At 66.0% G+C, this 17,597-nt stretch carries 24 protein-coding genes and 1 tRNA gene; 20 read left to right on the forward strand and 5 right to left on the reverse strand.

Annotated elements, in window-relative coordinates:
• The first annotated feature begins 1 nt into the window (after position 1).
• From AC3WMR_RS04330 to AC3WMR_RS04405, 16 genes are all read left to right on the forward strand, one after another.
• Entirely contained in the window at positions 2–451 is a 450-nt protein-coding gene (locus AC3WMR_RS04330; RefSeq protein ID WP_175193980.1) for a phage tail assembly chaperone, read from the forward strand.
• 26 nt (positions 452–477) lie between these two features.
• The gene (locus tag AC3WMR_RS04335) at positions 478–636 is read left to right on the forward strand and encodes a DUF6889 family protein (RefSeq protein ID WP_198529762.1); all 159 of its coding nucleotides are present in this window, start codon (positions 478–480) and stop codon (positions 634–636) included.
• The gene (locus AC3WMR_RS04340; protein ID WP_492262774.1) at positions 629–2,104 is read left to right on the forward strand and encodes a hypothetical protein; all 1,476 of its coding nucleotides are present in this window, start codon (positions 629–631) and stop codon (positions 2,102–2,104) included. Before AC3WMR_RS04335 ends, AC3WMR_RS04340 begins: the two co-directional genes overlap by 8 nt.
• Complete coding sequence (locus tag AC3WMR_RS04345) at positions 2,101–2,682, forward strand: phage baseplate protein (RefSeq protein WP_492262775.1); 582 nt, start codon at positions 2,101–2,103, stop codon at positions 2,680–2,682. The genes AC3WMR_RS04340 and AC3WMR_RS04345 overlap by 4 nt, the downstream gene beginning before the upstream one ends.
• Positions 2,682–2,984 carry a phage baseplate plug family protein gene (locus tag AC3WMR_RS04350; protein WP_492262870.1) on the forward strand — a complete coding sequence of 101 codons (303 nt, stop codon included), beginning with the start codon at positions 2,682–2,684 and terminating at the stop codon, positions 2,982–2,984. Before AC3WMR_RS04345 ends, AC3WMR_RS04350 begins: the two co-directional genes overlap by 1 nt.
• Before the next feature lie 31 nt (positions 2,985–3,015).
• A complete protein-coding gene (locus AC3WMR_RS04355) occupies positions 3,016–4,020 on the forward strand; it encodes a phage protein (RefSeq protein WP_492262776.1) in 1,005 nt (334 codons plus the stop codon).
• Positions 4,017–4,760 (forward strand): Gp138 family membrane-puncturing spike protein, encoded by a 744-nt coding sequence (locus tag AC3WMR_RS04360; RefSeq protein WP_492262777.1) that lies wholly within the window; start codon positions 4,017–4,019, stop codon positions 4,758–4,760. Before AC3WMR_RS04355 ends, AC3WMR_RS04360 begins: the two co-directional genes overlap by 4 nt.
• An 8-nt stretch (positions 4,761–4,768) precedes the next feature.
• Positions 4,769–5,122: a contractile injection system sheath initiator gene (locus AC3WMR_RS04365; protein WP_175193983.1), complete on the forward strand. Its 354-nt coding sequence runs from the start codon at positions 4,769–4,771 to the stop codon at positions 5,120–5,122.
• Positions 5,119–6,300 carry a baseplate J/gp47 family protein gene (locus AC3WMR_RS04370; protein WP_492262778.1) on the forward strand — a complete coding sequence of 394 codons (1,182 nt, stop codon included), beginning with the start codon at positions 5,119–5,121 and terminating at the stop codon, positions 6,298–6,300. Before AC3WMR_RS04365 ends, AC3WMR_RS04370 begins: the two co-directional genes overlap by 4 nt.
• A gap of 1 nt (position 6,301) precedes the next feature.
• Positions 6,302–6,967, forward strand: coding sequence for a DUF2612 domain-containing protein (locus AC3WMR_RS04375; RefSeq protein WP_492262779.1), 666 nt, complete (start codon positions 6,302–6,304; stop codon positions 6,965–6,967).
• A 13-nt stretch (positions 6,968–6,980) separates the two neighbouring features.
• A complete protein-coding gene (locus tag AC3WMR_RS04380) occupies positions 6,981–8,012 on the forward strand; it encodes a glycine-rich domain-containing protein (protein WP_492262780.1) in 1,032 nt (343 codons plus the stop codon).
• Between the two features lie 2 nt (positions 8,013–8,014).
• Positions 8,015–8,197, forward strand: coding sequence for a hypothetical protein (locus AC3WMR_RS04385; protein ID WP_492262781.1), 183 nt, complete (start codon positions 8,015–8,017; stop codon positions 8,195–8,197).
• 115 nt (positions 8,198–8,312) lie between these two features.
• Positions 8,313–8,774, forward strand: coding sequence for a hypothetical protein (locus tag AC3WMR_RS04390; protein ID WP_025141333.1), 462 nt, complete (start codon positions 8,313–8,315; stop codon positions 8,772–8,774).
• A complete protein-coding gene (locus AC3WMR_RS04395; RefSeq protein WP_492262782.1) occupies positions 8,764–9,279 on the forward strand; it encodes a hypothetical protein in 516 nt (171 codons plus the stop codon). The genes AC3WMR_RS04390 and AC3WMR_RS04395 overlap by 11 nt, the downstream gene beginning before the upstream one ends.
• The gene (locus AC3WMR_RS04400; protein WP_025141012.1) at positions 9,260–9,532 is read left to right on the forward strand and encodes a hypothetical protein; all 273 of its coding nucleotides are present in this window, start codon (positions 9,260–9,262) and stop codon (positions 9,530–9,532) included. Before AC3WMR_RS04395 ends, AC3WMR_RS04400 begins: the two co-directional genes overlap by 20 nt.
• Positions 9,533–9,879: 347 nt before the next feature.
• Positions 9,880–11,454 carry a diguanylate cyclase gene (locus AC3WMR_RS04405; RefSeq protein ID WP_492262783.1) on the forward strand — a complete coding sequence of 525 codons (1,575 nt, stop codon included), beginning with the start codon at positions 9,880–9,882 and terminating at the stop codon, positions 11,452–11,454.
• A gap of 14 nt (positions 11,455–11,468) precedes the next feature.
• Here AC3WMR_RS04405 and AC3WMR_RS04410 read toward each other — a convergent pair whose 3' ends face one another.
• Positions 11,469–11,717 (reverse strand): 6-phosphofructokinase, encoded by a 249-nt coding sequence (locus tag AC3WMR_RS04410; protein ID WP_492262784.1) that lies wholly within the window; start codon positions 11,715–11,717, stop codon positions 11,469–11,471.
• A 173-nt stretch (positions 11,718–11,890) separates the two neighbouring features.
• Between AC3WMR_RS04410 and yddG the strand changes: the two genes are divergently transcribed.
• Complete coding sequence (yddG, locus tag AC3WMR_RS04415) at positions 11,891–12,799, forward strand: aromatic amino acid DMT transporter YddG (protein WP_492262785.1); 909 nt, start codon at positions 11,891–11,893, stop codon at positions 12,797–12,799.
• 25 nt (positions 12,800–12,824) lie between these two features.
• On the opposite strand, the gene AC3WMR_RS04420 is transcribed toward yddG, so the two are convergent.
• Positions 12,825–13,016 (reverse strand): hypothetical protein, encoded by a 192-nt coding sequence (locus tag AC3WMR_RS04420; RefSeq protein ID WP_025141354.1) that lies wholly within the window; start codon positions 13,014–13,016, stop codon positions 12,825–12,827.
• 250 nt (positions 13,017–13,266) lie between these two features.
• Here AC3WMR_RS04420 and AC3WMR_RS04425 point away from each other — a divergent pair, with 250 nt between their 5' ends.
• The 3 genes from AC3WMR_RS04425 to AC3WMR_RS04435 all read left to right on the forward strand — a co-directional run bounded on the left by AC3WMR_RS04425 (position 13,267) and on the right by AC3WMR_RS04435 (position 14,963).
• Entirely contained in the window at positions 13,267–13,521 is a 255-nt protein-coding gene (locus AC3WMR_RS04425) for a hypothetical protein (protein ID WP_492262786.1), read from the forward strand.
• 124 nt (positions 13,522–13,645) lie between these two features.
• The gene (locus tag AC3WMR_RS04430; RefSeq protein ID WP_492262787.1) at positions 13,646–13,837 is read left to right on the forward strand and encodes a hypothetical protein; all 192 of its coding nucleotides are present in this window, start codon (positions 13,646–13,648) and stop codon (positions 13,835–13,837) included.
• A gap of 199 nt (positions 13,838–14,036) precedes the next feature.
• Entirely contained in the window at positions 14,037–14,963 is a 927-nt protein-coding gene (locus AC3WMR_RS04435) for a hypothetical protein (protein ID WP_492262788.1), read from the forward strand.
• Between the two features lie 97 nt (positions 14,964–15,060).
• Here AC3WMR_RS04435 and AC3WMR_RS04440 read toward each other — a convergent pair whose 3' ends face one another.
• The 3 genes from AC3WMR_RS04440 to egtB all read right to left on the reverse strand — a co-directional run bounded on the left by AC3WMR_RS04440 (position 15,061) and on the right by egtB (position 17,570).
• On the reverse strand, positions 15,061–15,954 hold the full coding sequence (locus AC3WMR_RS04440) for a carboxylesterase family protein (RefSeq protein ID WP_492262789.1): 894 nt from the start codon (positions 15,952–15,954) through the stop codon (positions 15,061–15,063).
• 90 nt (positions 15,955–16,044) lie between these two features.
• A tRNA-Met gene (locus AC3WMR_RS04445) sits at positions 16,045–16,121 on the reverse strand.
• A 132-nt stretch (positions 16,122–16,253) separates the two neighbouring features.
• On the reverse strand, positions 16,254–17,570 hold the full coding sequence (egtB, locus tag AC3WMR_RS04450) for an ergothioneine biosynthesis protein EgtB (RefSeq protein WP_492262790.1): 1,317 nt from the start codon (positions 17,568–17,570) through the stop codon (positions 16,254–16,256).
• Positions 17,571–17,597 lie beyond the last annotated feature (27 nt).

The raw sequence follows: 17,597 nt of genomic DNA on the forward strand, positions 1-17,597 counted from the left end.
CATGTCCCTGGAAATCGACCTGAACGGCAACCGGTATTCCATCGGAAAACTGAGTGCCAAGCAGCAGTTCCACATCTCGCGCCGCATCGCGCCGATCCTGCCGACGCTGATCCCGGTGTTCGTCCGCCTGGCGGGCGGCAACCGCGTGGTGTCGGAAGACCCCGGCGGCTTGGCCGATGTCCTGCAACCGCTGGCCGACGGCCTGGCGGCGATGAAGGATGAGGATGCCGAGTACGTGCTCGACACGTGCTTGCAGGTCGTCCAGCGCAAGCAGGAGCACGGCTGGGCCGGCATCTGGTCGGCCAGCCAGCGCACGCCCATGTTCCAGGACATCGACCTGGGCGTGATGTTGCCGCTGGTGATGCGCGTCATCACCGTCAACCTGGGGCCTTTTATGCAAGGGCTGCTTACGAGCCAGACGAGCAGCCCCGAGGCGACACAGGCTGGCTGAAAAGCCTGCCGGGCGGCGAAGACTGGTTGCTGGCGCCGGTGCTTGAGGGGCTCTGCAAGTACGAGTCCCTCAAGGACGGTTCCCTGGACCTGGCCGACATCGCGCTCCTGAACGACGCGCTGTCGGTCCGGGCAGACAACAAGGCGGAAGCGCACCGCCGTCTAATGGCAGAGAAGAATGGCTGAAACATTGGAATTGCAAGGCGCAGGTCTCTCATGGGACCTGCGGATGGATCCGCAAAACCTGAGCAAGCTGGAAGACACGCTTGAGGTGATGGCGCAAGGCTTCATGAGGTTGACCGAGGCGCTGTTCCAGACGGTGCAGGCCGCCGGGCTGTTGGCTGATCGGTTGGCGACGCTTGCGGGCATGCCCGCCGCCGCACCCCCGCGGGGCGAAGCCGGCAATGGCGACGGCAAACCGGAACCGAAAAGCCTGGCCAAGCCGCTGGCCGAGGTCAAGACGCTGCGCGATCTGGCGCGGGCCTATGGCCAGGAGCAGGTGGCCAACGATGCGCAGGCCGTGATGGACAGCCTCGGCGATATCGGCCGTACGGCAGACGGGATCATCCTGCAGGTATCAGGGGTGTTCTTCGAAAAACTGAAAGGGCCGCTGGAAGAGTTCGCCAAATGGTTCGATACCCATGGCCCGTTGATCGGCAAGCGCCTGTCCGACGTGGCGGGCGCGGCGTTGGACATGGCGCTGCGGCTCGCGCCCGTGCTGGGCTGGATTGGCAGCCTGTTCCTGGACCTGGACGCCGCAACGGGTGGATGGAGCACCCGCATCCTGATCGCTGTCGCGGCGTTTCGCATGTTGGGCGGCGCAGAGCTGGTCAATGGCCTGGTGGCCCTGGCCAATGCGATCGGATTGGTCAACGCGGCGAGTCAGGGTTTGGGAAGTCTGGGCGGAGTTTTTTCTGGCGTCGGTCTGGGCGGCAAGGTCGGCCGGGCCGGCCTGGCCGTTGGTCTGGGATTGGAGGCGGCTCGCATGCTGGGCGTGCCGGATACCGATGTCACCATTGGCCAGCAGGCGGTACGCGATGGCGAGTGGTTCAAGGCCTCCGGCTATCTGCCTGCGGGCGATTTCATTTCGGCAGTCTGGGACCATTGGTTTGGCGATGCTCCCCCCGAAGGTCCCGCCCAGGCTGCGGCCGCTGATGCATCGCCTGCAGCCCAGAATGGCACTCCCGCTGCTCCCGCGCGATCCGCCGAGCTGGAGGCATATCTGCCGCCGGGCAGCGAAGCGCTCTTGGCCGCTGCCAAGACGCCCCGCATGACCTCGACGCAGATGCTGGATAACGCCAACCGGGTGGCCGCACAGGCGGGCGAGCAGTTCCGGTCGGCGGTAAATGGCCTGCCGGAAACGCGTCGTGACCCTGCGTCGACAGAGGGTGGCAGCGTCGGGCTGCGCCTGCCGACCTTCGGCGAGCCGATGCCGCAAGTCATGTCGGCACCATGGGAGGGCTATCGCAGCGGAGCACCCACGAGGCTTGACGTGCAACTGCAGGTCGAGTCGCCGCAAGTCAACCTGAACGCCACGACCCACATCTACGTGGAAGGCGCCGCCGATCCGATGGCGACCGCCACGGCCGTGGCCACCCAGCAGGATCGCGTTTTCGCGGACCTGACACGCAACACGCAGGGAGCATACCAATGACGGATTTGAGTTCGGCCGGCCTGGACATGGTGTTGCTGCATACCAAGAGAATCGGCCAGATCGAGATCGCCGCGGTGGTCCAGGAAACCTACACGGATACGTTGGAAATCACCTCGCATCCCGTGGATGGTGGCCCGGGCGGCCCGCGCACGATCAACGACCACGCCTTCAAGAAGCCGCGCGAGGTCGTCATGCAGTGCGGCTGGAGCAACGCGGACTACGAAGGCCTGCTGGGCGCCACCGCTGAAGCGCTGCCGAACGGCCAGGCCGCGGCATCCGACTACGTGACGGCTGTGTACACGCAGTTGCTGGCATTGCAGGAATCGCGCGAGCCCTTCGACCTGATCACCTGCCGGCGCAAGTACAGCAACATGCTGATCCAGAGCCTGAAGGTGGATCACAACAAGGATACGCAGGGCAGCTTGCGCGTCACGGCCAACCTGGTCGAGGTGCAGATCGTGCATGCCCGCGAAACGGCGGTGCCGCCGCTGCCGCGCCATGCCGATGCCAGGAAGACAGGCGGGCCGATGGAAGGCGGCACCCGCAATGCGACCGTCGCGAACCCGAGGAGCCCATGATGGCCAGTTTCTACGAGATTCCCTTGCTGCCGGTGCCGCAGCGTTTCACGATCGCCCTGGGCGGCAAGGAATACCGCCTGACCGTGCAATACCGTGACGGCTGGGTGCTGGATATCGACAGCGCCGAAGGCGAGCCGCGGGTGGCGGGCATTCCCCTCGTGACAGGCGTGGACCTGTTGGGCCAGTACCGGCACCTGGGGTTTGGCGGCGGCCTGTGGTTGATCAACGCCAGTCTGTCCGACGATCCGCCCACCTATGAAAACCTGGGCGTCGAGGCCAAGCTCTACTGGAAGGCGGGCTGACATGGCGACATCAATGCAAGCAGCCGGCGCAATGGATTACGCCCGGCAATGGCTGCGCGGATCTGAGCTGCTGATTGGCAACGACCAGGGTCTGGACCTGTCGGACTTTCATTTCACGTTCGAGATCAGGCACACGGATTCCTCCAAGCCCAGCACCGCCAAGATCCGCATCTACAACCTGGGCGAGGCCGCCATCAGCCGGATTCGCCGGGAATACAACGTGGTCATGCTCAGAGCGGGCTACCAGGGCAATCTGGGCACGATCTTCCATGGCACCTTGATCGAGGCGTCCAGCGGCACGGAAGGGCAGACCAACCCCTACCTGGACATCGTCGCGGCGGACGGCGACCTGCCGTACAACTTCGCGACCATGAGCCAGACGCTGCAAAAGGGCGCCACGGTGCACGACCGCGTGCAGGCGGTGCTGGCCGCCATGAAGCCGATGGGCATTACCGCCGGCTACATGGCCGAACTGCCGCCAGGCGCGAGCCTGCGGGGCAACGTCAATGCGGGCATGTGCCGCGACGTGCTGGACGACCTTTGCCGCACGGCAGGGTGCCTCTGGCGGATTCACGACAACCGGCTCGAGATCGTGCCGGAAAAGTCGTATGTCCGGGAGACGGTGCAAGTGCTGACCGACGAGACCGGCGTCATCGGTCGGCCGGAGCAGATCGACAAGGGCATCAAGGTCAAGATGCTGCTCAACCCTGCGATCAAGCCCGGCCGGCTGGTCTACTTGAACAACGACAGCATCAAGCGCTATCGCTACCAGACCGAGGCCGAACAGGCCAGGCTGAAGCAGGAAAAAGCGGCCAAGGGCAACGGCGCTAAGCCGGCCCCGCCGGAGCCTGACCTGTCCACCCAGCGCAAGCTGGCGGACAACGGCTACTACTACGTCATGGTGGCCGAGCACAACGGCGATACCCGCAAGACCGATTGGTACACCACGATCACGTGCCTGGCCTGGGATGCCACCCTGGAACCGCCGGGCGAACTGTCCGGCCAGCTTCAATCTGCCCCGAAGGAGGCCTCATGAACCGACGTGAACGGCTCAATGATCCGAACGTGGCGCTGCAGGACGCGATCCGGGGCGCCATGGCCATGACCTGGACGGCGCTGCCCGGCATCGTGCAGTCGTTCGACCCAGTGGCCATGACCTGCGTGGTGCAGCCCGCGATCAAGGCGCGCAGGACGCTGCCGACGGGCGCGATCGTGACCGACGCGCTGCCGCTGCTGGTGGATTGCCCGGTGCTCTTTCCGACCGGCGGGCAGTGCACGTTGACCTTTCCGGTGGCGCCGGGCGATGAATGCCTGGTGGTGTTCTCGTCGCGCTGCATCGATGGTTGGTGGCAATCGGGCGGCGTCCAGGAGCAGGCGGAGTTGCGGATGCACGACCTGTCGGACGGCTTCGTGTTCGTGGGGGTGCGGTCGCAGCCGCGGGTGATTCCGAACGTCAGCACCAGCGCCACCCAGTTGCGCAGCGACGATGGTTCGACGCTGATCGAACTGGACCCGGCCAGCCAGAAGGTCCGGATCGTGGCACCCGGCGGTTTCGACGTGGTCGCGCCCCGGTCGACGTTCTCGGACCAGGTGCTGGTGCAGGGGCTGTTGACCTACGTGGCCGGTCTGGTCGGCAGCGGCGGCGAAGGCTCGGCCGCGCAGATCACCGGCGTCTTCAACGTCATCGGCCAGATCCTGGCCAACGGCAAGCGGGTGGACGACACCCATACGCATACGGCCCAGGGGGCCAACGCGGTCACGACGCCGCCCAACTAAGGACACCAATGCGCTATCGAAAAATGGACGCTAACGGGGACTACTCGTTCGGCGGGCAGCAGGCCGACTTCCACCGGGACACGCCCGAGGCGGTGGCCCAGGCGGTCAAGACCCGCCTGATGCTGCTGCGCGGCGAGTGGTTCCTGGACACCAGCGAAGGCATGCCCTGGCGGACCGAGGTCCTGGGCAAGCGCTTCGAGGCTTCGTACGACGGAGCGATCCGCGAGCGGATCCTGGGCACGCCCGGTGTGACGGGCATTGCCGAGTACTCGAGCCGGCTTGATGCCGAGTCGCGGGCACTGGCCGTGGCCGCCACGATTTCAACCCTTTATGGCACCGCCATTGTGCAGGCAGCATTATGACGATACTTTCTACCGCGCCGGTGGTCGACGCCGCCGGCATTCGCGCACCGTCCTATGGCGAGGTGCTGCAGTACCTGCAGGAACAGTATCGGGCCATCTATGGGCCCGACACCTACCTGGAAGCCGACAGCCAGGACGGCCAGCTGCTGGCCGTGTTCGCGTCCGCCATCAACGACGCCAATATCGCGGCCATCAATGTCTACAACGCCTTCTCGCCGGCTACCGCCGCGGGCGGCGCGTTGTCGTCCAATGTGAAGATCAACGGCATCAGCCGGGCGGTTGCGTCGCAGTCGACCGTGGATCTGCGCCTCGTCGGCCAGGGCGGCGCCCTGATCAGCGGCGGCATCGTCAAGGACGCCAGCGGCATCCAATGGCTGCTGCCGGCGCAGGTGACGATTCCGTCCGAAGGCGAGATCACGGTCACGGCGACGTGCCAGCAGATGGGCGCGGTTGCGGCGCCGGCGCACACCGTGGACCAGATCGCGACGCCGACGCGCGGCTGGCAGTCCGCCACCAACCCGGCGGCCGCGGCGCCGGGCGCGCCCATCGAGAGCGATGCGGCATTGCGGCAGCGGCAGGCCGTCTCGGTCGCGCTGCCGTCCAAGACCGTGTTCGAGGGCACCATCGGGGCCGTGGCGACCGTGCCGGGCGTGAACCGCTATGCGGCCTACGAGAACGACACCCGCGCCACCGATGCCCAGGGCCTGCCGCCGCATTCGATCAGCCTGGTGGTGGACGGCGGCGATGCCGTCGCCATCGCCCAGGCCATTGCCGCCAAGAAGACGCCGGGCACCGGCACCTACGGCACCACCACGGTGGTGGTGAACGACATTTACGGCATCGCGCATCCCATCAACTTCTTCCGGCCTGAACTGCTGCCGGTCACCGTGGACGTGCGCATCCGCGCCTTGCCCGGCTACACGGCGGCGACCGGCGTGGCGATCAGGCAGGCGGTGGCCGACTACGTCAACGGCGTCGCCATCGGTGGCGGCGCCAGCGGCTCGGTGGAGTGGGGCGATGCCATCAGCGCCGCCAATGGCGTGGCGGGCAACGGCACCTTCAAGATCGCGGCGTTGACGTTGTCGGCGGCCGGGGCCACGGGGGCGCCGGACGTGGCCCTGACGTTCAAGCAGGCCGCCTCGGCCACGCTGGACCGTGTCCTGCTGACGGTGGTGTGACATGGCGGACATCAGCGAATACTCCGGCCTGCTGTCCGCCTACCACCGCGGCAAGCCCAACTTCACCGCCACGGTCCAGGCCCTGTGCCAGGGCATGGTGGACCTGCGCAACCTGTACGGCGGGCTGCCGGATGCCTTTGACCTGGACCAGGCGGTGGGCCATCAGCTGGACGCCGTGGGCCTGTGGGTGGGGCTGGCGCGACGCATCAAGACGCCGCTGGCGGGCGTGTATTTCTCGCACGACACCGACGGCCTGGGCTTTGACCAGGGCGTGTGGCAGGGCCCGTTCGATCCGGACAGCGGCCTGACCGAACTGGACGACGAGACCTACCGCCTGCTGCTGCGGGCCAAGATCGGCGCCAACCACTGGGACGGCACGCTGGAGACATCGGCCTCCATCCTGGACCGCATCTTCGGCGGCGGCACCCACGTCTTCATCCAGGACAACGGCGACATGTCAGTCGACATCGGTGTGGCCGGCACGCCGCCGTCCGCGCTGTTCCTGGCGCTCTTGACCGGGGGCTACATCCCGCTCAAGCCCGAGGGCGTGCGCATCAGTTACTACGTCATCCCCTCGGGCGAGGGGCCTTTGTTCGGTTTTGACGTTCAAAACCACTACATCTCGGGGTTCGACAGCGGACTCTGGGGTTCGCTTTTTGCCGGTTGAATAAGGACATTCCGTGGCTATCAATCAAATTCTTCCCTTCGGCACCGTTCCCGGCGCCAACGTACTGACGCCTGCCGACTACCAGGCGCTGGCCGCCCGGCTGGGCGGCTTCTCGGCCGGCACGGCCAAGTCGAAAGAACTCAACACCGTCTGGCGCCAGGCGTCCTTCGTGACGGCCATGATCGCCCAGTACATCGCCGACAAGTCCGGCCAGGACGTGCTGGACAACGGCGACCTGGCGGCCCTGCAGGCCAAGTTCGTGGCAGCGCTGGCCGCTTCGCCGGCATTCACGGGGGTGCCGACGGCGCCCACGCCGGCTGCAGGTGACAGCACCACTCGGGTGGCGACGACTGAATTCGTCCGTGCGGCGCTGGCCGACAGCGGTGTGCCAAAGCGAGTGACGATCACGTCGACCCAAGACTGGCCCATTCCGCCTGAGTGGCGGGGCAAGCTGGTCGATGTATTTTTGATCGGTGGCGGGGGCGGCGGTGGCGGTGGCGCTTCGGGATATGACACCTGGGGCGGCGGCGGTGGTGGCGGCGGCGCGGCCGGTGAGTGGAAGCAGGTCCAGGTGCGCTTACCGGATGCCGCGACCATTCCCGTAACGATCGGCAGCGCAGGCAAGGGCGGGGCGTACGGTGGGGATGTAGGTCTGAATGGGGGCTCGGGTGGTGTCACTTCCCTGGGGGCACTTGTCTCCGTCAGTGGCGGTCCGGGCGGCGGGGCGGCGGGCGGCTCGAATTACACGGGCAGACCATTCCCGGGTGTCGGTGCCCTTGGCGCTGGCACGGGTACGTGCGGCACGGCGACGACGCTATGGGGCGTGTCGGGAAATGGCGGATGTGGCGCAACCTCTCCGCTTGGTCGTGGGGGGCAAGGGGGCGCTCGGTCAGGCTTGGCAGGGACGCCCGGCATGGCCGGCACCACGTCACCCGATGCTAATTCCGGTACGGGTGGCGGTGGTGGCGGCGGTGGCGTGGGTGCGGGATCTGGCAACGTCGGTGGGGCTGGCATGGTCGGCGCAATCATCATTCAAAGGGCATAAGCATGCGTACTTTCATTCAAATTCTCGACAACAAAGCGCACTGGAAATTTCAGGCGGAGGAACAACCGGTATTCGCTCCCAACATCACGCTGGTCGACGTGACCGGCGCTACGCCCGAACCCGAAGAAGGCTGGGCCTACGTCGATGGCTCGTTCTCGCCGCCCGATACACCGCTGCCGGGCTAGGTCGCCCGCAGCGCCGCAAACCAACCTTTTCACGCGTCTATCCGGCCCGCCTTGGCGGGCCATTTTCTTATTCGGGAGGCATTCATGCTCACCCTCACTTAGGAGCAGAGCAACCATGGAACCGGGATCTACGGGATTGGGCGGTTTTGCCGCCCTGAAAATTGCGATGGCGTTCGGCATGCCGGCCGCGATGGCGGCTTTGATCGGCATGTTGCTGATGCCGCCGCGCTCGCCGCGCGAGTTCGTGGCGCGCACCGCTTGCACGGTGGTCAGTTCATTTCTGTTCGGGCCGATATTGGCGATCGGCATGATCGCCTGGATGCCCGACATCATGTCGTCCGCCTACTGGATGGCCGAGCGCACCGGGCTGGGCGAAGACGGGCTGCTGGCCATGTTCTACGTGTTGGGGCCCTGCATGCTGCTGGCCGGGCTGCCGGCCTGGTGGGTGCTGGGCGCCTACCTGCGGTTGACGGCCAAGCTGCAAAACCAGGACCTGGTGGACTGGGCAGTCGAGATACGGCGCAAGACGCTCGGGTTGGAAACGCAATCAGACAAGGAGGGCAAGCATGACGCTTGACCAGATCATGGATAGCGCGGTGCGGCCGGCGATGGCGCTGCTGCCCGCGCGGATGGATTCGCGGCAGGCGCATTGCCTGCTCTTGGCGATCGGCCTGCAGGAGAGCCGCTTCATTCACCGGCGCCAGATCGGCGGCCCGGCGCGCGGCTTTTGGCAGTTCGAGCAGGGCGGCGGGGTACGCGGGGTGTTGACGCATCCGGCCTGCCGGGACGCCGCCAGCCAGGTTTGCCTGGCGCGCGGGGTGGTCGCGACCGCGCCGTCTGTGTATGCGCGGCTCGACCAGGACGACGTGCTGGCGGCGGCGTTTGCGCGCCTGTTGCTGTGGTCGGACCCGGCCAGCCTGCCGCGCATCGGCGACGCCGACTCGGCCTGGGCGCTGTACCTGCGCACCTGGCGGCCCGGCAAGCCCAGGCGGGATAGCTGGGACGGCCTGTATCAACGTGCCGTGGCGGCGGTATCCGCCCCCGCGGCCAGGAGCGCAGCGCATGTTGCAACAGTGGATTAAGCGGGGCCTCGGCGTCGTGGCGGCCGTGCTGGCGGGCCTGGCCGCCGTCGCCGGGGTTTATTGGAGGGGGCGGGCCATGGGCCGGGCGCAGGAACGCTCGGACAGTGAGGCCCGCCTCCAGGGGCGGGCGGCCGACGCCCGCAAGGAGGCCAGGGATGTACAGGAAAAGGTGGCTCGCAGCGATGACGATGCCGTGGCTGATCGCCTCAAGTCTGGGTGGGTGCGCCAAGCCCCCCCTGCGGACCGGGATTGAATATTGCGATCATGCGCGGCCGGTCTATTTCAATTCCGGCGGGGAAGTGGACGCGACCCCGGCGAATATTCGCCGGCAAGTGCTCGAACATAATGAAACCGTTGCCAGGCTTTGTTTTTGAGGTAAATTGGGATCGCGATTTTCCTGCCGCGGGCGCCTTCTTTTTTTTGGCGCGCGTTTTGCTCGGCGGATATTGTGTTGGGTTCTGGTTCTGCAATAATTTCTGACTTTTCACCGATGCGGGCCCATCGCCCGCACGGCAAGCTCCAGGAGAGGCGCTATGGGTCAGGGGGTGCAGTATCGGCAGGCGCATTGCCCCGGGCACATGCGCGGCGGAGAACAATAATATGCCCGACGGCGAAAGCCTGGCCGCTGCGCGGGTTCGTCCGCGGCACCGGTATTCCATGCGTGCCGGCCTGCTGGCGCTGGTGTTCGCCTGTATTGCGCCGGCCCTGATGGTGGCGTCGGTCGCTGTCTACGAAAGCTATCAGGTCCAGAAAGAACGGATATTTCGCGACACCATTTTCATGGCGCGTAATCTCACCGCCATACTCGATCGCGAAATGACCGGGGTCGAAGCGGGATTGCAGATGCTGGCGTCGTCGCCGGACCTGATCAGTGGGGATCTGGCCGGATTTCACCAGCGGGCCCGCGAAGCCATCCGCTTCCAGATCGTCGACAGCTACGTCCTGACCGACAAGGAAGGCCATCAGGTGGTCAATACCTTGGTGCCCTATGGCACGCCGCTGCCCGCGTCGGGCGTATCCCAGGAAATGAGCCGGGTGTTCCGGGCGCGCGAGCCCGTGCTGAGCAGCCTGTTCATGGGCGCGGTCAGCCAGAATCCCACCATCGCGCTGGGGGTTCCCGTGATGCGCGGCGACGACGTTGCCTATAGCCTCAATGTTGGCTTGTCGCCCGAACGCATCGGCAACGTGCTGGGCCGCCGCGGGTTGCCGGATGGCTGGGTCGCCGCCGTGCTGGACAAGACCGGCACCATCGTGGCGCGTACGCGCGAGACGTCCAAATTCGTCGGCCAGAAGGCCGTGCCCGCCTTGGCGCGGGCCGTCGAGCAGGAAAACGAAGGCTCGCTGGAAACCATCACCAAAGAGGGCACGCCCGTCTACACGGCGTTCAGCCGTTCGGCGCTGACCGGCTGGACCGTTGCCGCCGGGGCGCCGATGACGCTGCTGACGACCGATCTATACCGGTCCATCGCCTGGCTGGCCCTGGGCACGTTGACCGCTTTCGGGCTGGGCTTGTGGCTGGCGCTGCGGCTGGCCAACCGGCTGACCTCGGCGGTGCAGGGCCTGGTCGGCCCGGCGCTGGCGCTGGGCGAGGGGCGCACCGTCGAGCTGCCGGGCACGCGGGTCAAGGAAGCCGAAGAGGTCGGCACGGCGCTGTTACAGGCGTCGCGCATGTTGGCGCACGCCCAGCACCTGGCGCACTACGACCCGCTGACCGGGCTGTGCAACCGGGTGCTGTTCGGCGAAATGGTCCTGCGCGAGCTGGCCGTGGCGCAGCGCAGCGGCGAATCCTTCGCCATCCTGGCGATCGACCTGGACGGTTTCAAGGCCGTCAACGACATGCATGGCCATGCCGCCGGCGACACCGTTCTCAAAGAGGCGGCCGACCGCATGGCCCGCGCCATCCGGGTATCGGATGTTGCCGCGCGCCTGGGCGGCGACGAATTTGCCGTGCTGTTGATGGGCGCCGACCGCGACAACGCGCAGGCCGTGGCCGAGGCGCTGGTCGAAAGCCTGTCGTTGCCGTATCCCAAGATCCGGGTTGCCGTGTCGGCCAGCGTGGGCATTGCCGTGTTCCCGCAATCCGGCGTCACCATGCTGCAGTTGCTGGAACGCGCCGACATGGCGCTGTACCGCGCCAAGGGCCTGGGTAAGCGGCGCGTCGCTTCGGACCGCTGAGGCGGGTCGGGCGCTCAGGCGTCGTGGTGCGGTGCGGGCGGCGGGGTCAGGGCCGTCAGCACCTCGCCCGACTTCAGGCGGTAACGCCGTTCGCCCAGGGCGATGACGCGTTCGCCTTCCGAGGTCCTGAGAATGTAGCGAGTGGTCGCGGCGCTGGCGGGCGGGTGGGGCCGGTCGGCCTGAGAAAAGACTTCTATCCGATAGAGTCGGCCGGATTCCGTCGTGGCGAGCACGTCGGTCAGCCTGCGTATTGAAATGGTCATGCGGCTCGTTCTCCCTCTTGTGTGTTGTTCAACGGGCGCTTCTCTGGCATTTCATTCCCGTATGCCGACGGGCTCGGCGGCGGGTCTGCGGTTTTGGCTACACTCTCGACGGTTTGGCGCGCGCGTTGCCCGGCGCGGGCGGTGGCTTGAATTTCGGGCAATCGGAAAAAGTAATGCAATTTACTCCCAGCCGGAAGACGGCGACGTTCCTGGGATTGATGGCCGTGGTGCTCTGGGGCACCGTCGTGGGCCTGATCCGCAGTGTCAGCGAGAGTTTCGGCCCGATTGGGGGCGCGGCCCTGATCTATACGGTCGGATCGGCGTTCCTGGTGATGCTGCTGGGTTTTCCGAAACTGCGGTCTTTTCCGCGCTCGTACCTGATTTCAGGCAGCGTGCTGTTCGTTGCCTATGAAATCTGCCTGTCGCTATCGCTGGGATTTGCCGCCAATCGCGGCCAGGCCATCGAACTGGGCATCGTCAATTACCTGTGGCCATGCTTCACGGTCATCCTGGCAATCCTGATCAATGGCCAGCGCGCGGGAATCTGGGTGGTGCCCGGTATTGCCTTGTCGTTGTGCGGCATTGTCTGGGTGGTCGGCGGTTCGGGCGGGCTGTCCTGGGACCGCGTGGTCGCCAATATATCGAGCAATCCTCTCAGTTATGGCCTGGCGTTCAGCGGCGCCATTATCTGGGCCGTGTATTGCAACGTCACCAAACGCTTTGCCGACGGCAAGAATGGCGTGGCGCTGTTTTTCATGCTGACGGCAGCGGTGCTGTGGATCAAATACGGGTTCAGCGACGAGCCCGCCCTGGTGTTTCGCGGGGCCAGCGTGCTGGAACTGTGCGTGACCGGGGGCGCGATGGCCGCCGGTTATGCGCTGTGGAATCTGGGGATACTCAAAGGCAACCTGACGCTGCTCGCCACCGCGTCGTATTTCACCCCGGTGCTGTCGACGTTTTTTGCGGCCGTCTGGCTGTCCACGGCATTGACGGCCGCGTTCTGGCAAGGCGTGGCAATGGTGACCGCCGGCTCGTTGATCTGCTGGGCGGCAACGCGCGGCAGGCCGGCCCGGGGCGGGTAGCCCCGGTCTCAGCCGACGGTAACGCTCAATCCATCACCATGGTCTGCGCGACAGCGTAGCCAAGCGGAATGAGCAACAGGGATGCGAACAGGGAACTGATAATCGCCGCCGAGATCTTCAGCCAGGGCTCGGGCCCTGCGCTTTGAACCGTTTGAATCACCAACGCGACGATACCCACAACCATCAAACAGCTGATAACCACTGCTACGTAAGTCATGTTGTCTCCGTCCTCGCCTGATTAAAGGGATGCGGCCGCCGCTGCTGCGGTCTACATGTTTGGATTGATTGTGCGCCTGTATTCAGGCGGATGGCGCTAGGGTTTTCCTGACGCCGAATGGCGGTGTGGCGTTTTTGCCGCGCACTGTGCAGCATGAAATGCATGTGCGCCTGCAGCATTGGCACTGGCCCGCCGGTGGCGCGCTTTGCGCTACGATGGCGGCGTCGAGTCATTCCCCAGTCCGCCAAACATGCCGCAACGATTACGCCCGGGCACGCGCGCCACCCTGCAGGTCAGGCAATTGCTGCCGGGCGAATTCGCCTGGATCATCACGTTGCTCGACCCCGGCAGCGGCAATGTGCGCAGCACCAATTATTCCGAGCGGCGTTACGCCAGCCAGGACGAGGCGTCGGCCGCCGGCAAGGCGGCGGTAGTGGAATTTCTGGGCAAAGAGGGTCAGGCCGGCGCGGAACCGCCGCGGGAAGGCAAGCCGCCGAAGTCCTGACACCCCGCATCAAACCCTCGCCAGAGGGTTTTTTTTTCGCCTCAAGGCCACGGGGGGGCGGGCTGGGCACGGCAATTGCTGGGTAGCGGTCCGGCGCAATTGGCGCCGCCGAGGAGACCCCGCCATGACTCAACTCAATCACCGGCCACCGGGGGCACCGCACGATGTGCCGCCCGACGATCCGCCGCTGCCCGGCAATCCGCGGCCTGACGACCCGCGCCCCGACACCAACCGGCCGCCCAACGACCCTGGCGGACCTGACGTGATCCCGCCTGCGCCGGATCCGCGCGCGCCCGGCACCATCGACCTGGCCTGAGCGCCGGCGAATTCCCGCAATTCCATCTGTTCGTGACACCAAGGAGGTTTACATGCGATCCATTCTGCTTTGGCTGCTGGGGGTACCCATTCCCATCATCATTCTGCTGGCGCTGTTCTGGCACTGACACCCCGCTGGGTTTCCGCGCCGGCGCCTTCAATCCAGGCGCGGCCGCATAAACAATGAACAAGGAATAACCATGGAAAACGCAACTTCGGCAGGCCAGCCCTACGGCGGCGCAGCCTATGCCGGTGCAATGCCCGCGCGTGAATCAGCGGTGTCCGCCGTGTCCTGGGCGGCGGTGTTTGCCGGCGCGGTGATCGCGGCGGCCCTGTCGCTGGCGCTGTTCGCCGGGGGCTCCGGCCTGGGCTTCCTGTCGGTGTCGCCTTGGGCCGGCGAAGGCATGTCGGCCCCCGCAGTCGGCATCAGCGTCATCGCGTGGCTGCTGTTCACGCAGATCATTGCCTACGGCATCGGCGGCTACGTCGCCGGTCGGCTGCGCACCAAGTGGGTGGATACGCATGTGGACGAGGTGTACTTCCGTGACACCGCGCATGGCTTCCTGGTGTGGGCGCTGAGCGCGGTCGTGAGTGCGGCACTCTTGGGGTCGGCCATTGCGACGCTGGCCTCTGGCGCGGCCAAGGCGGGCGCCTCGGTGGCAGCCGGCGCGGGGGCGGCCGTCACCGCCACCGCGGCGGCTGGCGCGGGCTCGGGCGGCATGGACAACGCCAGCGACTATCTGACCGATGTGCTGCTGCGTTCGGATCGGCCTGACGCCGCGGGCGACAAGGCCGCGTCGCGCGCTGAGGTCGGGCGCATCGTGGCCATGAGTCTCGCCCATGGCGAGATGGCGCCCGCCGACCGCGACTACGTCGCCAAGGTGATCGCGGCGCAGACTGGCATGGATGCGGCCGCGGCGCAGCAGCGTGTGGACCAGACCATCCAGAACGCCAAGAAGGCTGCCGACGAGGCCAAGCAGAAGGCGCGCGAAGCGGCGGACAAGGCGCGCAAGGCGGCCGCTGCGTTTGCGTTGTGGGGGTTCGCGTCGATGCTGATCGGCGCTTTCGTGGCCAGCCTGTGCGCCACGTGGGGCGGCCGGCGCCGCGACACGCTGCACAAGGGGTAAGAGGGGCAGGGTGGCACAGGCTTTGCCTGCCCGCCACCCGTCAGCAAAAAGCGCGCACCAAGCGGCCTGGCCGCCTGGTGCGCGCTTTTTTTTTGTTTCAGGGACGCCGTTGCTGGAACAGCCATTCCCGCCAGGGCTTGGCGGTCAACAGCTCTGGCGCAACGCGGTGATCCATGCCGTCGTACGTGATGAAGATCGGCTGGCCGCCGGCAGCGGCCAGCGCCTTGGCCCACACCTGGCTGCCTTCGTAGGGATTTTCCTTGTCGGCCGTGCCGTGCATCAGCATGACCGGAATGCCGGCCAGCGGCTTGGCCAGCGACCGCTCCGGCGGCACGCCCGACATGGCGACGATGCCAGCGAAACGGCGCGGCGAGGCGACGGCGGCGTCCAGCGCGGCCGACGCGCCCATCGAAAAGCCGACGGCATAGATGCGCCTGGTGTCCACCGGGTGGCGCTTGGCAATGTCGTCGACGAGCCGCATGACGTCGCCCAGGTCCGGGCCCGCCTTGGAAATGCGTACGTCGTGCACGTCCTTGGTGTAGTTGGCCGTGCGGCCCGGTGTCTGCGGCACCAGTACAAAAGCCGGGAAATCGCGCCGGGATTGTTCCGTGCCGAAAGTGCGGGTGAACGCGTTCAGCGGCGACAGATTGTCCGTGCCGACACCGCCCGAGCTGTGGAAAATTATCACCAGCGGGTATTTTTTGCCGGCATCCTTGCCTGTTGCGGGCAGAGGCGAAACCAGCCGGTAGGGCAGGGCGGTCTTGCCCGCGCGGGCAAATTCGCCGGGCACGAAGGCATCGATCGGGGCTTGCTTGAAGGCCTCCACCGTTTGCAGCTGTTCGGCCGTGGGGGCATAGGCGACGTGCGACGCCTGCACATTGCCCGCGGCCTGGGCGGTGGCCGCGCACATCAGGCAGGCGGTCAGCGCCAAGGCGGCGGCAAGCGTCGCCAGGGGCAGGGAGCGTGCAAGTCGAATCTGGGGCAGGGGCATGTCGTTGCGCTTTCCAAGAGGGTTCGCGCAGCATTCTAAATCGCCCAATGCAAAAAGGCCTTCACGTAAGTGAAGGCCTTTTTAAATTCTTGGTGGCGCATCCCTGATTCGAACAGGGGACCTGCGGATTATGATTCCGTCGCTCTAACCGGCTGAGCTAATGCGCCATCTTTCGGTGCTTCAGGCTTTTGTTTCAAACCGTAGTTTCAAACAAAGCTGAGCAACGAAGAACGAAATTCTAGCATGAAATTTTTTGGCAATGCAACTGGGTGCGGGGCGTTTTTTTAACGTCTTCCACCTCAGGCATCCCGCGCCAGGCGGATGCCCGAAAACTGCCACCTGGCTTCGGGCGGGAAGAAATTGCGATAGCTGGGCCGGATATGGCCGCGCGGCGTCGCGCAGGAGCCGCCTCGCAGCACGTATTGGTTGCACATGAACTTGCCGTTGTATTCGCCTACCGCCCCGGCGTCGGGGGTAAAGCCCGGGTAGGCGTCATAGCTGGTGGCGGTCCATTCCCAGGCGTCGCCATACAGTTGCGCAGGGCCGCCGGCCCCGAGTCGGGCGGGGGCGGGGCGCGGGTCCAGATGGCCGTTTTCCAGCAGGTTGGCGCGGCTGGAATAGCTGCCGTCGGGTAGCTGCCGGGCGGCATGTTCCCATTCTGCTTCCCGCGGCAGGCGCACGCGGGCCCAGCGCGCATAGGCGTCGGCCTCGAAATAGCTGATGTGGGTGACCGGGGCCTGCAATTCCAGTTCCTGCATGCCGTGCAGCGTGAACACTTGCCAATCGTCGCGCTGGCCCTCCCAGTAGAGCGGCGCGCGCCAGCCCTCGGCACACACGCGGTCCCATCCCAGAGACAGCCATAGTTCCGGGCGCTTGTAGCCGCCGTCGCGCATGAAGGCCAGGTACTCGTGCTGGGTCACCAGTCGGTTCGCCAGGTGAAACGGCGCCAGCAACACGTCGTGCGCGGGGCCTTCGTTATCGAAACCGAAGCCGTTGCCGTCGTGGCCGATGCGCACGATGCCGCCGTTGTAGCGGGTCCACCCGGCGGGCGTACCGGGCGGCAGCGCGGGCGAGCCCGAGGCCACGTAGGCCGGCCGAAGCGGGTTGCCCGACAGCATGTGCTTGACGTCGGTCAGGATCAGTTCCTGGTGCTGCTGCTCGTGATTCAGCCCCAGTTCCAGCAACGCAGCGAACGCCGGGTCGTTGCCGCCCAGCCGCGAGATCAATTCATGCATGGCGTTGTCGACATGCTGGCGGTAGTGCAGCACGTCGGACAGCGGGGGGCGCGACAGCAGCCCTCTCTGTGGCCGCGGGTGCTTGGCGCCGACCGCGTTGTAGTAGGAATTGAACAGCATCCGGTACTGCGGATGGAACACCGAATAGGGCGGGTGAAAATGCGTCAGAAGGAAGGTCTCGAAGAACCAGGTCGTGTGCGCCAGATGCCATTTGACGGGACTGCAATCGGGCATGGATTGCACCTGGCAGTCTTCGGGGCTCAAGGGGGCGGCCAGCGCGGTGCTGGTGGCGCGCACGGCGTCGTACCGGTCGTGCTGGCCCGCCTGTCCGGCGGCATAGGGGCCGTTGGCGGGGTGGGTCAGCAGGCAGGCAGGTTCCATGGCAATCCTCCAGGAGCGGGTTGATAG

Source organism: Achromobacter sp. FW305-C-28 (assembly GCF_058783235.1).